This window comes from Desulfovibrio sp. 86, assembly GCF_902702915.1.
In the GTDB taxonomy this organism is placed as follows: Bacteria; Desulfobacterota; Desulfovibrionia; order Desulfovibrionales; family Desulfovibrionaceae; genus Desulfovibrio.
This window is the reverse complement of the sequence record NZ_LR738849.1, coordinates 1175537-1190094: the sequence shown is the minus strand read 5'-3', so window position 1 is coordinate 1190094 and position 14558 is coordinate 1175537. Positions and strand designations below refer to the sequence as shown.

Below are 14558 nucleotides of genomic sequence, written 5' to 3'. Positions count from 1 at the left end.
CAGTAAATACTGAGCGCTGTGCTCTGTGATTAACATGCTGGTTTATCAATACAACTTTGTTTCCTGCGCCAGTTTTCCCCTGTGCGCGCGGGCCTGATCCGGCCCGCGCGCACAGGGAGTATGCGTTTTTTTTGACAAATCTGTTGGCAAAACGCTGGCGTTCTCCCGCCAGACATGCGGCACAGAGGCTCCTCTGCCTAGAGCAGATTAACTTTGAAATGTTTCACATTTCAAAGTTTTCATTCAGCCGAAAAATGCGATTTGCGGTTGAATCCACGCCACGTTGTGGCGCGCTGTACTTTCGTACAGCGTTAGAGCAGTTACACTTTTTCAAAGGTAAAAAGCTCTAACGCTTGAGTTCCACGGCCTTTTGCAGCATCTGGTCTGCCGTTGTGACCACCTTGCTGTTTGACTGGAAGCCGCGCTGGGTAATGATCATATTGGTCATTTCCGTGGCCATGTCCACGTTGGAATTTTCGGTGTTGTAGGCTCGGATGGTCCCATAGTTTTCCGACCCGGCAACGCCCATTTCCATTTTTCCGGCATCGGGCGAGGCGCTGAAGAGGTTGTTGCCTTCACGGCGCAATCCGTCCTCGCTGGTAAACCGGCAGACAGGTATCTGCCACAGGTTGGAGCTCTGGTTGTTGGAGTAGTTGCCCACCACCGTGCCGTCGTTGGAAATGCTGATGTTGCTCAAGGTGCCTGAGGCGTATCCGTTCTGGGTGTTGCGCCGCGTGACCGGCGAAGTGCCGGTGTAGTTGGTGGTGGCGTCAACGGCAACGGTTGCGCCCGTGCCCATGCCGCCCAGGGCGGACTGGTTCGCGCCCACGGCCGCCGCGTTGGCGGGCGCGTTCTGCCAGCCGCCAGCGGACTTGATGCCCAGGTCCACCGTGGTGGGCGTCCCGTTCACGGTCATCTGGGGCAGGCCGTCCGCCGAAAGCTGCGAGGGCACCCAGTCCGTCAGATTGGTGCTGCCCGCCACCGCCGGGGTAAAGGCCGTCATGTCCTTCAGCTGCCCCTTGGAGTCAAAGGTCAGGGTGCCGGTCATGAGCGCGCCCGTGCCAGCCGTGGCCGTGCCGTCCTTGGCGGTGTCGCCGGAGGCGATGAGGTATTTCACCACACTGTCCGGCTGACCGCTGGGGGCGGCGTCAAAATAGATGGTGGCCTGTTGCTGGGTTCCGTCCGCACCGTACATGGTGATGCCCTGCGCGTACCCATAGGCCGTGTTGGAAATGGGTGGCGAATTGGAGGCATTGTAGTTGCTGAGAAGGGTGAAATACGGATTGGTCGCGTCAGTGGAGTTTGGCGTTTTCAGGCCGAGGTTGTAGCGCATGTCCACGGCTGTGGTTGTTTTGGCGGGCATTTTGGCGAACTTGTCAATGGTGACCTGTTGCAGGCCGCCCTTGGAGCCGTCGGCATTGTACTTATACCCGTTGAGGGCCATGCCCGAAGGCGTGCGCAGAACACCCTGATCATCCGTGCGAAAGTCGCCGGCACGGGTATAGTACAGCTTCACGCCATCCGTGACCTGAAAAAAGCCCTTGCCGCTGATGGCCATGTCCGTGACCGTATTGCTGGAGTCAAAAGAACCCTGGCCGAACATGGTGCGCACGGACTCCACCTGAAGGCCCATGCCGACCTGGCCCAGAGCCACACGCGAGTTTTCCTGCGCGTTCCACCAGTCTCCCATGCCGCCTTGCTGGGCATAGAAAATGTCGGAAAACAGGATGCCCTGCTGCTTGAAGCCTATGGTGCTGATGTTGGCGATGTTATTGGTGGTAACATTCATGCCCTCAGCCAGGCCTTTCATGCCGGTGGCGCCTATATATAATGACGAGTTCACGCTGGCCTCCAAAAAAATAGGGGCGGCGGAGGAAAAAGATTCCTCCCCGCCCCTGGAGATGCAGAGAGCGTGCCAGTCAGTGAAAGATTACTTTTCCTGAGGCAGACCAAGCTGTTGCCACTTGGTGATGCCTTCGTGCATATGCAAAATATTCCCAACGCCCGCCTTGGTCATGGCGTCATAGGCGCTTGCCGAACGGTTGCCCGTGCGGCAGTAGAGCAGAACAGGGGCGGTTTTGGGCAGGCTTTGGATCTGCGTTTCAAACGGCCCGCCAAAGTAGTCCATATTCACCGCGCCGGGCAGATGGCCCTCACGAAACTCCGCCGGAGTGCGTACATCCACGATGACCAGCCCTTGAGGCGGATTTTGCAGAAGGGCGGCGGCGTCCTGCACGCTGACGTCCCTGGCCAGGGCGGGAACCGCCAGCAGCACAAGCAGGAGTAGAACCCAAAGGCGGAACATATGGCGCGGTATGCGGTGGTGCGTGTTTTTCATGATACTTCCCAAATATCTGCTTTCCCGTATTTTGCTGGCGCTATTTGCCTACGTTATTTTACTGTGGCGCGGGCCTTGGCAAAGCCTTGGGCCGCGTTGCGGATAACGCTTTCATCCACGCAGAAGGCCAGGCGGAAATGGCCGGGGCAGCCAAAACCCGTGCCGGGCACGGCCAGAATGCGTTCTTCAAGCAGGGCGTTCACAAAGGCCACGTCGTCGCCGCCGGGCGCTTTGGGGAAGAAATAAAAGGCCCCGGCGGGCATCTGAAATTCATAGCCAGCCTGGCTGAGCACCTCGCCCATGGCCTTGCGGCGGGCGGCGTAGACCGTAAGGTCCACCTGACTGCCCAGGGCGGCGGCCATGATGTGCTGGCCGACCACAGGCGGGTTGACGAAGCCGAGGATGCGGTTGGTGAGGGTAAGGCCCGCCATGAGCTGGGCTTTTTCTTCCTTGGGCAGATGGGGAGAAACAGCGGCGTAGCCCAGGCGTTCGCCCGGCAGGGAGAGGCTCTTGGAAAAGGAACTGATGGCCACTGCGTAGGGATAGAGTGGCAGCACGGAAGGCACTTCCACTCCGTCATAGGCCAGAAAGCGGTAGGGCTCGTCAGACACCAGCCAGATGGGCTTGCCGAATTGCTGGCTCTTGTTGAGCAGAAGGTCTGCTATGGCCGCCACTTCCTTGCGCTTGTAGACGACGCCCGTGGGGTTGTGGGGCGAATTGATGAGCACCACGCGGGTTTTTTCATTGATGGCGGCCTCAAGGGCGTCCAGGTCTGGAGCGAAGGTGTCCTTGACGCTGGGCACTGCCTTGAACACGCCGCCGTGGTTGGCGACGTAGAAGCCGTACTCCACAAAGTACGGGGCAAAGGCGAGCATTTCTTCGCCGGGGTTGAGAACGGCGCGCAGAAAGGCGTTGAGCATGCCTGCCGCGCCGCAGCCGAGAATGACGTCTTCCGCCGTTATATGCGCGCCCTGTTCCTGGCTCAGGTGCGCTGCCAGCTTTTCGCGCGCCCAGGGGTAGCCGCCGTTGGGCATGTAGCCAAAGGCAAAGGGTTCGCGCGCATGTTGGGCAAAGGCGGTCAGGCCTTCGGCCACAGCGGACGGGGCGGGCAGGTCGGGGTTGCCGAGACTGAAATCATAAACCTTGTCCGCGCCATAACGGGCCTTAAGCTGTCCCCCGGCTTCGAACATGCGGCGTATCCAGGATGCGTGTTCAAGATAGCCGGTAACGCTGTCGGCAAGAATAGACATAAACGACTCCCAGTGGTTGTTGTATTCAACATGACTATTGGTTATGCTTCCAAAAGCTGCATAAAGCAAATGTCATTTGGAGGCTCTGATGCGTTTTGATATTTTCGGCAAAGCCCTGCGCGTCCTGATGCCCGCGCTGTGCGCGGCCCTGCTGCTGCCGGCCTGCGCCGCCAAAGAAACAGCGGAAGCGCCCCCCGGTATGGGCGTTACGGTAAATCTGCGCGACGTTCACCGTTGTTCACGTATTTCTCCTGAAATAACAGTAGACCAGGCTCCTAAAGGAACGGACTACTTTGATGTACACCTGGTGGAATACACCGGGGATTCCCAGGAACTTCTTCTCGGCGGCGGCACGTGGGACAGTGACGGTTCCGGTACCATACCCGAAGGCGGCCTGACCCGCCACTATCGCGGCCCCTGTCCCCCCAGTGGGCAGGCCAGGGATTTCGCCTTTGTGGTGGCGGCCATGCACAGGGGCAGCATGCAGCCGCTGGCCGTGCGCCTGCACCGTTTTACGCAGGAATAACGCCGTAGCGGGCAGTTGTGCTCGCGCAAAATATAAAAAACCCGGCCTTCGTGCAAACGAAGGCCGGGTTTTGTTTTTCTTTCTGATTTTATTGAAAATATGCGGTGCGTGTGCCCTTTCTGGAGCGGATAACCTTGCGATGGCGATCTGCCTGAAAGGCGCAGTTCCTAAAATCCAAGTTTCAAGTTACACCTAAAAATTTCAGACAGTGGCGTAACGAGATGAATTTCCAGTCATATCACGAAGAACGAGCTTTTTATGCAGGGAGTGTACTCTGATGGTACTCGACCGGAATAAAAAGCGAAGTCCGACGCAGAAATAACTGGAAAGGCGCTCGTGACGACACTGTCTAAGGGGTGGGGTGTGGGAGGGACCCTTTTGCAAAAGGGTCTCTCCCACACAAATAAAAAGAATAGAAGGCGCTAGACAGAAAGCCCCATCTTTATGACCGACTGCATGCCGCCGGTGGAGTTCACCACATCGGTGACGCCGTGACGGGCCAGAACAAGCAGGCTGTCATAGGAGCGCAGACCGGTGTTGCAGATAATGGCCACGGGGCGGTCTTTGGGAACCTCATTGGCGCGTGCGGCCACTTCTTCCAGCGGGATGGCGTGCCAGTCGGGGTGTTTTTCCTGCACGGCGCGGCCAGCGGCGGCAGGCCGGGCGTCGATGAAGAACACGTGGTTTTCCTTGCGGTTCTTCCACAGTTCTATGAACTGGTCGCCGGTGACAGGAGTAAAGCGTCCGGCCAGAGCGTTGTCGGCCACGTTGGCCACCACGTTGACCACGTCCATGGCCGAGGCAAAGGGCGGGGCGTAGGCGATTTCAAGGTTGGAGATGTCCTCCACGGTGGGCTTGGAGTATTGCAGCGCGGCGGCCACGGCATCCACGCGGGCCTTGAGGGAATCGCCGTCGGCGCAGGCGCCCTGCATGCCAAGCACGCGGCTGGTGGCTTTATCCACAACCAGTTCCAGCGTCATCATGGCTTTTTCCGGGTAGAAGTGGGCGTGGTCGAACTGTTCCACGCTGACGCTGAGGGCGTCAAAGCCTTCCTTGCGGGCGCGCTCGACGGTAAGGCCCACGCCGCAGAAAGAAAGGTCAAAGAGTTTCACGGCCCAGGAGCCCACATAGCCGGGGAAGCTGGCATTGCCGCCAGCCAGATTGGTGCCGATGACGCGGCCCTGGCGGTTGGCCATGCTGCCCAGGGGCAGGTAGCCGATTTTGTCGGTGATGATGTTTTTGATGGCCACGCAGTCGCCGCCAGCATAGATGGCGGGGTCAGAGGTGCGCATGTGCTGATCGACGACAATGGCGCCAAAGGGGGCCACTTCCAGCCCTGCGTCCTTGGCGATCTGTCCGTTGGGGATAAAGCCGGCGGCAAAGATGACCAGTTGGGCGTTGAGCTCGCGCTTGTCGGTGACAACCTTGCTCACCGCGCCGTCCTTGCCTTCAAGGCGCACGACCTTTTCGCTGGTGTACACGTCCACCTTGTGCGCGGCGCAGTCGTGGGCAGCCATCTGGGCCACGGAGTGCGAAAGGACGCCGGGCAGGATCTGGTCCACCATTTCCACCACGCTGCACTTGACGCCCCACATGTCGGCCAGCGCAACGGCGGCTTCAAGACCGATAAAACCGCCGCCCACGATGACGGCCTCAGTGATCTTGCCTTCTTCGCAGGCGCTGCGGATGGCTCCGGCAGCTTCAAGGCGGGTGAGGGAAAGGACGTTCCTGAGGTCTTTGCCCTCAACAGGGGGCACGCGGGGGCTGGCGCCGGTGGCCAGCACCAGCTTGTCATAAGGCAGTTTTTCTTCCTGCCCGGTGACCACGTTTTTGACGGCAAGGGTTTTGGCTGCGCGGTCAATGGCCGTGGCGCGCGTTTGCGTGCGGACGGTGATGCCCTTCATGTCACGGAAAAATTCCGCGTCACGCACGGTATGGTAGGGCGTGGAGCGCAGGTCGTTCAGGTTCTGGATTTCGCCTGACACGTAGTAGGGGATGCCGCAGCCGCCGTAAGAAATAAAGACGTTTTCATCCACCAGAGTCACTTCAGCATCAGGCATGAGGCGTTTGCACCGGGCCGCAGCCTTGGGGCCAAGGGCGACGCCGCCCACAACCAGAATTTTTTCAGCCATTTCTGCGCTCCTTACTTGAATGTATTATGAGCAAATGAGCATTACTACCGTATAATGAGCATGGTTCGCAACAAGAACAGTAGCTGAGAGCCGATATTTTTACCATCTTTCAGCAGGCCGGGCAAAGGCGCGACGGTTTGTTGTCGCCGTCATCTTTGGGCAGGGCCTCTATCCGCGCCCGCGATAACGCCGCTGGTCGCCCACGCGCACGGTGATGCGTTCGTTATCCATATACTCAAGAAGAGAAATCAGATATTTGCGGGAAAGCCCCAATATTTCCTTGAGGCTGCCCACATCAAGGTTATCGTTGCTTTCAAACCAGCGGCGCACGCGCTCCAGAATATCGCTGAGCACGGGGCCGTGGTAGTAGAGGCCGTCCTTGATTTTTACAAGGGCTCCCTCCTCGCAGAGCAGGCGCATGACGGGCGCGGCCTCCTTGGCGCTGACGCCCAGTTCTTCAAGCACGTCCTTGAGGTTGGGCGGGGTCAGTTGCGCGGCAACGTGGGCGTCCAGCAGTTTTTGCCGCAGCCCGACCTGATCCGCCGCAAGGCTGACCTTGTGCCCTGCCAGGCGCAGCCCTTCGCCTTCAAGAACGAGCTGTTCCTGCTTGAGGGCTGTGTCCAGCACGCGCTGGACAAGGCGCGGGGGCAGGGCCTTGCTCCAGCCCGCGCAAAGAGCGCCACGGGTGAAGCCAGGTTTGAGCGGGTCTTTCTGGTGCAGTTCTTCGCCACGGGCCAGGCAGGCTTGCAGCAGAGCTTCAAAGGGCTGCCTGCCGATCCACAGGCGACCCTCCTTGTCCCAGCACAGGGCCGAACCACGGGCGGAAAGCAGTTGCAGGCCCGCTTCCAGCGCCGCACGGGGAAAGCCTGTGAGCACGCGCAGGCGGGATTCGTCCGCGCCTTCGGCTCCGCGCAGGGTCAGCACCGCGTCAATAAGTCCGGCTCTGGCTTCGTCCCTGACCTTGGCTCCGGCCTTGCCAGCGGGGGCCGTTTCAATTTCCTGATCCAGGGTGGGCAGTTTTTGCAGCAGGGCCAGCTTTACCTGCAATTGCGGATCTTTGCGGCGCAGGTCAGGGGGCAGGGGGCTTAAAAGCAGGCCGCCGGCCACAGTGCGCAGGGGCGAATAGGCGCGCACGACGCAGTGATCGCCGAAAACGCCCACCATTTCGTCCTTGAAGCGCACTTCCGCCAGGGCGGTCTCGCCGGGGGCCAGTTTGTCCCTGTCCCAGAAGACCACGCGCGCCGGGCATTCCAGCGTGCCGTGGTGAAAGTGTATTTCCACTCGTTGGCGCAGGGCGCGCGGGGCGGAAGAAAGGCAGGTGAGGCGCATGAGCCAGCGCCTGCTGGGGAAAAGCTCGCCGGGATGGGCCAGAACCTGGCCCCGCTCGATGTCGCCCACCTCAAGACCCTGCACGTTGGTGGCGCAACGCTGACCTGCCTGCACCTCGTCCACGCTCTTGTTGTGACGCTGCAGGCCGCGCGCCCTGGTGGGAGTGTCGGGCGGCATGAAGCGCAGTTCGTCGCCCACCTTGACCGCGCCGGAAATGACCGTGCCCGTGATGACCGTACCGTGCCCCTTCATGCTGAACACGCGGTCAACGGGCTGACGGAAAATGTCGCAGCGGCGGCGGGCGGGCAACTCCTTGGCCATCTGGAAAACGTGGGCGCGCAGGTCGTCCACGCCCTGGCCCGTGGCCGACGATACGGGAAAGATGGGCGCGTTTTCAAGAAAGGTGCCCGCAAGAAAGCCGCGCACGTCCTCGGTGACCATGTCCAGCCAGTCGGCTTCCACCATGTCGGCCTTGGTCAGGGCCACAAAGCCGCTGCGGATGCCGAGCAGAGAGCAGATTTCAAGGTGTTCGCGCGTCTGTGGCATGACGCCCTCGTCCGCCGCGATGACCAGCATGACAAAATCCACCCCTGCCGCGCCAGCCACCATATTTTTTACAAAGCGCTCGTGGCCGGGAACGTCCACGATACCCAGCCTTTCGCCGTCGGGCATGTCCACCCAGGCGAAGCCAAGCTCAATGGTGATTCCCCTGCGCTTTTCCTCTTCCAGTCTGTCGCAGTCTATGCCGGTAAGAGCGCGAACCAATGATGTTTTGCCGTGGTCGATGTGACCCGCTGTGCCCAGCACTACTGCCATATGGCACCCCCTGAAGTTGTTGTGTAAGGATAGCATGTGGCAACAGGCATTTGCAAATGTTTGGAAAGGTGGATTCCTGCACAAAAAAGCCCGGTGCGGCAAAGGCTGCGACGTCCCTGCTAGAGCATTTAACACTTGAAATGCTCGCGTACGGCAGGCAAAAGCCCGCCTACTCGCATTTCGTGGCAAGGATTTTCAGAAAAATCCTTGCAGAGCATTTAACTCATTTCATTCGTAAACTGCTCTAGCTGGAGCGGTTAACGCATTTCTTTTGTAAACTGCTCTCGGGCAATTCCGTCGCGCGTGGGGCCGCGACCACGTTGCGGTTGTGCCGTTGGTGGAACTGTAAACAATTCAGTCACGGACAAGTCTGAAACACCCGCCGGGCAGCAGACGAAAAAAAGCGGGGCGTAAGCGCCCCGCTGTGGTGTTGTGGACATCCCTTCCGGGAGGGGGATTTTGGCGAGGGCCGATCGATGGCGCTGGCGCGTCAGGGTGGCGGCCCGGAAGGGTCGTTTGCGCATTTACCTTTGAAATGTTGTGCGCTTCAAAGGTAATCGGATCTATTGCTTCTGAACTGCCGCAGCGTTGGCGGCATCTTCTTCCCGCGCCTTGATCAGGGCCAGGGCGCGGCGGGCCAGCTGGGTGACCTCGGGCTTGGATATCTGGTCGTCAGCCCCCACGCTGTCTCCCTTGTGGCGCAGCTTGTCCGTAATGAGGGAAGAGAACAGCACCACGGGCAGCTTGTTGAGCATGGGGTCGGTCTTGATGCGGTGGGTAAGGTTGAGGCCGTCCATGACGGGCATTTCGATGTCCGACACAACCACGTGCACAAAATCCGTAATGGGCTGCCCGCCTTCTTCGCAGCGGCGCTTGAAGTCCTCAAGCCGTTCCCAGGCGGCGCGGCCGTTGGAAACGACCTCAACGGTAAAGCCCGCCTTTTCCATCAGGTCGCGCAGCATTTCGCGCACCAGGGCGGAGTCATCGGCGACGAGGGCGCGGTAGCCGGAGTTGCTCCAGTCTTTGCCAAGGTCGTCCAGGCGCAGGCCCAGTTTGGGATTGAGGTTGGCCACGACCTTTTCGAGGTCCAGCAGAAAGATGATGCGGTCTTCAAGCTTGACCACGCCGATGACCGTGTTGTTGGAGACAGCGGCCACGTATTTGTTCGGCGGTTCAACCTGCTCCCAGCTGATGCGGTGGATGCGGTTGACGCCGGACACCATAAAGGCCGTGGTGACGTTGTTGAATTCCGTCACAATGGTCTTGGGCTGTTCTTCATTGTCTGGATGGGCCTTGCCGAGCCACATGGCCAGATCCACCAGCGGAATGATGCGCGAGCGCAGGTTGAACGCGCCACGCACGCTGGGGTGCTGCACTTCGGGCAGCGCGGTGACCTTGGGCATGCGGATGATTTCAAGCACCTTGGCCACGTTGACGCCGTAGTAGCCTCGATAGGAGGGCTCGGCGACGGGCTGGCCGTTTTCATCGTTCTGCGGCGCGGCGTCGGACGGAGGCACGAATTCATCCAGATAGAATTCGACTACTTCCAGTTCGTTGGTTCCGGCTTCAAGTAAGATATTGGACTGGGACATACTGCCTCTCCAGGGTCGTGCCTTATGTGCGGGTCATTAGAGCAATTTCACTTTGAAATGTGTAGCATTTCAAAGCAAATCTGCTCTAGAGCGACGAAAGCCATGCCTCGGCCGCGTCTATAAGACTTTTCGGCGTGGATGCCCCCGCCGTAAGACCTGCCTGTGATTTATTTGTAAAATTGGCCGTTTCAAGCTCTTCCGCGCTTTCCACATGGTAGGTGGCAATGCCGCTGAGGGCGGCTACATCTGCCAGACGTCGCGTATTGCCGCTTTGCCGTCCCCCAACGATTACCATGACATCCACCTTGGAAGCAATGTTCCTGGCTTCTTGCTGCCGTTCACGGGTTGCGTCGCAAATAGTGGACAATACAGCAAGATTATTGAGCGAGGAAGAAAGCGACTCACGTATGCCAGTGAAAATTTCACGATCCTGCGTGGTTTGCGAGGCAAGCACGTAGGTGCCGGCCGGGTCAAGGTGCAGGGCCGCCAGTTCGTCCGCGTTGCCGAAGACGTGGGCAGGGCCGCTGGCATAGGAAATGAGGCCGCGTACCTCAGGGTGGTCCTCTTCGCCGAAAAGCAGCAGGGTCGCCCCGTTCGAAGTGGCGCGGGCGATGGAAAGCTGCGCCTTTTTGACCTTGGGACAGGTGGCGTCCACCACAGTGGCCCCGCTTTCAAAGACCTGCCGCTCCACCTGGCGGGTGATGCCGTGGGCGCGGATGACGGCAACGTCCCCCGGCCGCAACTGCGAGGCTTCATTGACGCAGGCCACGCCCCGGCTTTCATACTCCGCCAGTACCTGCGGATTGTGGATAATGGGGCCTAGGGTGCATATGCGGGGCGGTTCGGCGCTTTTGGAGCGTCCTGATGATCCTTCCAGCGCGGAATTGAGCTTTTGCAGGGCCAGGCTGACCCCCATGCAAAAACCCGCTGTTTTGGCGCGGCAAACTTTCATGTATTCTCCTGCAGTGCCGTTTCCAGAAGGTTCTTTAAGCAGTGCTTCCCTAGAACCTTTTTACACTGAAAATATTCATTCTCAATGCGGAAATGCTCTAACGGCCAACGGCCCTGACCGTCATCATCGACGATGCTGTAAAGGTAGCGTCTCAAACAGTCAGGCATCTGTCCAGCGCTTCTTCAAGTTCTTCCCAGTTCGAGCAGCGGCAAAGCTCCTGGCGCAGCGCCCGCGCGCCGGGGAGGGCGCGTACATAGCGCGGCACTACGCTGCGCATTTTCCACACGGCCGCATTGCCGGGGCAGTGCAGCCGGGCAAGCTCCATGTGCCGCAAGATCATGGCCTTGAGCCCGGCCGCGTCCTGGGCCTGGGGCTGGCCGCCCGCGCACAGGGCCGCGTGCTCGGCAAAGATGGCCGGATTGTGCATGGCCCCGCGCGCGTACATGAGCCCCGTAACGCCTGTCTGCGCGAGACAGGCCATGCCGTCGGCGGCGGTAAACAGGTCGCCGCTGGCCATGAGGGGGATGGAAAGGCGCGGGGCGAGATCGGCCAGAGCCTGCCACTGGGCCGTGCCGCCAAAACCCTGACGGGCCGTGCGCGGATGCAGCACAAGCCAGCCAGCTCCGGCGTCTTCCAGCCTCAGGGCCAGATCAGGCAAAACGGGGCGCGCATCGTCCAGGCCCAGGCGCAGTTTGAAGCCCACCCTTCCCGGCCCGGCGGCGGCCAGCATGGCGCGGGCCACCTCAAGAATATTGTCCGTGTCGCCGAGCATGGCAGCGCCCGCGCCCTGACGCAGCACCTTTGAAACCGAGCAGCCCATGTTGAGGTCAAACCAGCCGTATCCGGCCTCGCGCAACAGGGTGACGGCCCTGCCCAGAAAGGCGGCTTCAGCCCCGAAAAGCTGTACCACCAGCGGCTGGTCTTCGGGCAGGCTCATCAAGAGTTCGTTGGTGCCGGGGCTTTCATAGACCAGCCCCTTGGCGCTGACCATTTCCGTCACGCAGACGGCGGCTCCGTATTCGCGGCAGAGCAGCCGGAAGGGCAGGTCGCTGTATCCGGCCAGGGGGGCCAGCCAGGGATGCTCACGGCCCATGGGCAGGGTTGGGGGGTTGCAGGGACAGGGGGGCAGAGAAAATGCCTTGCTCACGGGAATCCTTTGCTCGTGTTCTTCTGCTAGAGCATTTAACACTTGAAATGCTCGATTACGGCAGGCAAAAGCCTGCCTTCTCGCATTTCGTGGCAAGGATTTTCAAGAAAATCCTTGCAGAACAGTTAACTCATTTCATTCGTTATCTGCTCTAGAGCAGATTACCTTTGAGAATGTACTTTCTCAAAGTTTAAGGCACGCTCACAACGGCGTTTAACCGCGCAGATAGACTGCGCTTACGTCTGCGCGGTTTCAGGAGGCTCTTTACTCAGGGCTTCCTTAAAGTACTCTATTTTCGCGGCGTCGGTTGATCCGCCTGGGGCGCAGGCGTCCCTCGCAGTTCGTCGGGGCCGGAAAAGGCCGCAGGCTGGCGTGGGCCGACAATGGTTATGCTGGCCTCGGCAACATGGTCGGGCATGGTCCCGGCCTGCGCTTCGTCGGCAGGGGCCGCAGCGCTGTCCGAAACAGCAGCGCCGGAGCCGTGCGCCCCGATCCGGGCGTTGTCAGGGGATGCCCCTTTCTCCACACTGTTCGGGGGCTGCGCCGCGTGGGCCGCATCGGCATCATGGATGTCCAGGGGCATCTGGTCAAGCTGGGTGGGGGCCGTGCTGGCGGCGGCCCCGGCTTCCGTGGCTTCAAGAAGGGGCGGCGTGGCCTCAGAGCCAGCAGCGGCATCTTCAGCAGGGTCTGATACGGTTCCCAACTGCCCAGGCGCGCCCGCGCCCGTTGAAGCCGCCGAAGCCGCCGGAGCCGCGAGCCCGGGCACGGGGTAGACGCACTCGTCGTCACGGCAGGCGACCCGGCTCAGCAGGGCGGCAGCCTGGCGCAGCCCGTCATTGGTGGTTTCGGCGACAAAACCATTGCTGAGGTGGTCAAGTATGCCCGTGCGCTCAAGTATGCGCTTAACGGAACGGCTGCCCACCACAAGAATGACCGGGATGCTGCGGGCATAGCAGCGTTCGACAAATTGGGACAGGGCGTAGGCCCCGGAAGCGTCCAGCCAGAAAACGCGGGTCAGGTGCAGAACAACAAGGCGGGCGGGCTCTTCGTCCTCTTCATACAACTGGCGTTCCAGTTCGTGGATAGCGCCGAAAAAAAGCGTGCCCTCAATAACATAGACGGCAATGCCGTCGGGCCGTCCGGCGGGGGCGTCGCGCAGCAGCGGGTCGTTGGCGCGCAGCCGCCGCACGCGCGGGTGGGCGGTCTTGTAGATAAAGAGCACCAGCGACAGCAGCACGCCGATGAAGATGGCCTTTTCAAGGTCAAAAATAAGGGTGGACGCAAAGGTCATTGACAGCACGATGCGGTCGATGCGCGTGGCCACGAGGCACAGGCGTATGGCCTCGATGTCGATCATGCCCGCAGCGATGATGAGCAGGATGCCGCCCAGGGCGGGCAGGGGCAGCCATGCGAAAAAGGGGGCCAGCACAAAGAGCATGGGCAGGGCCAGCACGCCAGAAAAGACTGTGCCCATGCGGGTGCGGCCGCCCGAGGTGACCATGAGCGCGCTGCGCGTGAATGATCCGCAGCCCGGTATGCCCGATGTGACGCCCGCAGCCATGTTGGCGAGTCCCTGTCCTATGAGTTCCTGACTGCCGTCAAAGCAGTCGTTCCTGACGCTGGCAAGCTGCTTGCCTATGGCCAGAGATTCCACCGTGCCCAGCAGGGCCAGGGCCAGGGCCGGCATGAAGAGATCGCGCACGGCGGAGAGATCAAAGGCCGGGGGCACGGAAAGGGGCGGGATGACGTTGGGGATGATTCCCACAAGCCGGACGCCGTGCTGGTCCACCTTGAAATACCAGGCAATGGCCGTAACAACGGCCAGGGCGGCCAGTGAGGCGGGAAAGCGGCGGGAGACGCGCTTGAAGCTTATGGCCAGCACTATGGTCAGGGCTGCCAGCCCCACGCACCAGTAGTTGGCCTGCGGCAAGCCGTGCAGCACGTCGAATATCTGGTGAAAAAAGCCCGCTTTCTTGGGGCCGGGTATGCCAAGAACCGTCTTGACCTGCCCCATGCCGATAAGCAGGGCCGCGCCCGTGGTAAAGGCCACCATGACGGAGTGGGAAATGAAGTTGGCAAGGTCGCCCAGCCGCGCCAGGCCCATGCCCACCTGTATGAGGCCGCAAAAGAGCGCGAGACCGAAAATATAGGTCATGCGCACTTCTTCGGGCAGGTTGAGGATGTGCACGCCGCCCACGCTCACCGTGGCCATGGTGGAAAAAATCACCATGGAGATGGCGTTGGTGGGCCCGGCGGCCATGAAACGCGAAGAACCCCACAGAGCCGCCAGGATCACGGGCAGCATGCAGGCGTATATGCCGTACTGTGGATGCACTCCCGCGATGATGGCGTAGGCCATGGCCTGGGGAACGGCCATGGGCGTGACGGTGATGGCGGCCATGAGGTCCGCCCTGAAGTCGCGGGGTGTATATGTTTTAAGCGTGGTGAGAAAAGGAAAGATGCCCGTAAGGCGCAT

Annotated in this window: 10 protein-coding genes; 1 reads left to right on the top strand and 9 read right to left on the bottom strand. The window is 60.4% G+C overall.

Annotation, left to right across the window (positions count from 1 at the left end; all coding sequences use genetic code 11):
• Nucleotides 1-346 precede the first annotated feature (346 nt).
• The 3 genes from DESU86_RS05125 to DESU86_RS05115 all read right to left on the bottom strand — a co-directional run bounded on the left by DESU86_RS05125 (nucleotide 347) and on the right by DESU86_RS05115 (nucleotide 3588).
• Nucleotides 347-1843 (bottom strand): flagellar hook protein FlgE, encoded by a 1497-nt coding sequence (locus DESU86_RS05125; protein WP_179980059.1) that lies wholly within the window; start codon nucleotides 1841-1843, stop codon nucleotides 347-349.
• Between the two features lie 87 nt (nucleotides 1844-1930).
• On the bottom strand, nucleotides 1931-2338 hold the full coding sequence (locus DESU86_RS05120) for a rhodanese-like domain-containing protein (RefSeq protein ID WP_179980058.1): 408 nt from the start codon (nucleotides 2336-2338) through the stop codon (nucleotides 1931-1933).
• A gap of 53 nt (nucleotides 2339-2391) precedes the next feature.
• Complete coding sequence (locus DESU86_RS05115; RefSeq protein WP_179980057.1) at nucleotides 2392-3588, bottom strand: pyridoxal phosphate-dependent aminotransferase; 1197 nt, start codon at nucleotides 3586-3588, stop codon at nucleotides 2392-2394.
• Nucleotides 3589-3676: 88 nt separating this feature from the next.
• On the opposite strand from DESU86_RS05115, the gene DESU86_RS05110 reads away from it, so the two are divergent.
• Complete coding sequence (locus DESU86_RS05110) at nucleotides 3677-4114, top strand: MbtF (protein ID WP_179980056.1); 438 nt, start codon at nucleotides 3677-3679, stop codon at nucleotides 4112-4114.
• Nucleotides 4115-4536: 422 nt separating this feature from the next.
• Here DESU86_RS05110 and DESU86_RS05105 read toward each other — a convergent pair whose 3' ends face one another.
• The 6 genes from DESU86_RS05105 to DESU86_RS05080 form a co-directional block, all read right to left on the bottom strand.
• Nucleotides 4537-6246, bottom strand: coding sequence for an FAD-dependent oxidoreductase (locus tag DESU86_RS05105; protein WP_179980055.1), 1710 nt, complete (start codon nucleotides 6244-6246; stop codon nucleotides 4537-4539).
• 168 nt (nucleotides 6247-6414) lie between these two features.
• Nucleotides 6415-8391, bottom strand: coding sequence for a selenocysteine-specific translation elongation factor (selB, locus tag DESU86_RS05100; RefSeq protein ID WP_179980054.1), 1977 nt, complete (start codon nucleotides 8389-8391; stop codon nucleotides 6415-6417).
• A 563-nt stretch (nucleotides 8392-8954) separates the two neighbouring features.
• On the bottom strand, nucleotides 8955-9983 hold the full coding sequence (locus tag DESU86_RS05095; RefSeq protein ID WP_179980053.1) for a chemotaxis protein: 1029 nt from the start codon (nucleotides 9981-9983) through the stop codon (nucleotides 8955-8957).
• 85 nt (nucleotides 9984-10068) lie between these two features.
• On the bottom strand, nucleotides 10069-10935 hold the full coding sequence (ispH, locus tag DESU86_RS05090; RefSeq protein ID WP_179980052.1) for a 4-hydroxy-3-methylbut-2-enyl diphosphate reductase: 867 nt from the start codon (nucleotides 10933-10935) through the stop codon (nucleotides 10069-10071).
• A gap of 151 nt (nucleotides 10936-11086) precedes the next feature.
• A complete protein-coding gene (locus tag DESU86_RS05085; protein WP_179980051.1) occupies nucleotides 11087-12082 on the bottom strand; it encodes a tRNA dihydrouridine synthase in 996 nt (331 codons plus the stop codon).
• Nucleotides 12083-12371: 289 nt separating this feature from the next.
• On the bottom strand, nucleotides 12372-14558 hold the full coding sequence (locus DESU86_RS05080; protein WP_179980050.1) for a SulP family inorganic anion transporter: 2187 nt from the start codon (nucleotides 14556-14558) through the stop codon (nucleotides 12372-12374).

What these genes read in the sequence shown, in the direction of transcription:
- DESU86_RS05120 (WP_179980058.1), bottom strand. Translation starts at nt 2,338, where the DNA reads ATGAAAAACACGCACCACCGCATACCGCGCCATATGTTCCGCCTTTGG.
- DESU86_RS05115 (WP_179980057.1), bottom strand. Translation starts at nt 3,588, where the DNA reads ATGTCTATTCTTGCCGACAGCGTTACCGGCTATCTTGAACACGCATCC.
- DESU86_RS05110 (WP_179980056.1), top strand. Translation starts at nt 3,677, where the DNA reads ATGCGTTTTGATATTTTCGGCAAAGCCCTGCGCGTCCTGATGCCCGCG.
- DESU86_RS05105 (WP_179980055.1), bottom strand. Translation starts at nt 6,246, where the DNA reads ATGGCTGAAAAAATTCTGGTTGTGGGCGGCGTCGCCCTTGGCCCCAAG.
- selB (WP_179980054.1), bottom strand. Translation starts at nt 8,391, where the DNA reads ATGGCAGTAGTGCTGGGCACAGCGGGTCACATCGACCACGGCAAAACA.
- DESU86_RS05095 (WP_179980053.1), bottom strand. Translation starts at nt 9,983, where the DNA reads ATGTCCCAGTCCAATATCTTACTTGAAGCCGGAACCAACGAACTGGAA.
- ispH (WP_179980052.1), bottom strand. Translation starts at nt 10,935, where the DNA reads ATGAAAGTTTGCCGCGCCAAAACAGCGGGTTTTTGCATGGGGGTCAGC.
- DESU86_RS05080 (WP_179980050.1), bottom strand. Translation starts at nt 14,558, where the DNA reads ATGCGCCTTACGGGCATCTTTCCTTTTCTCACCACGCTTAAAACATAT.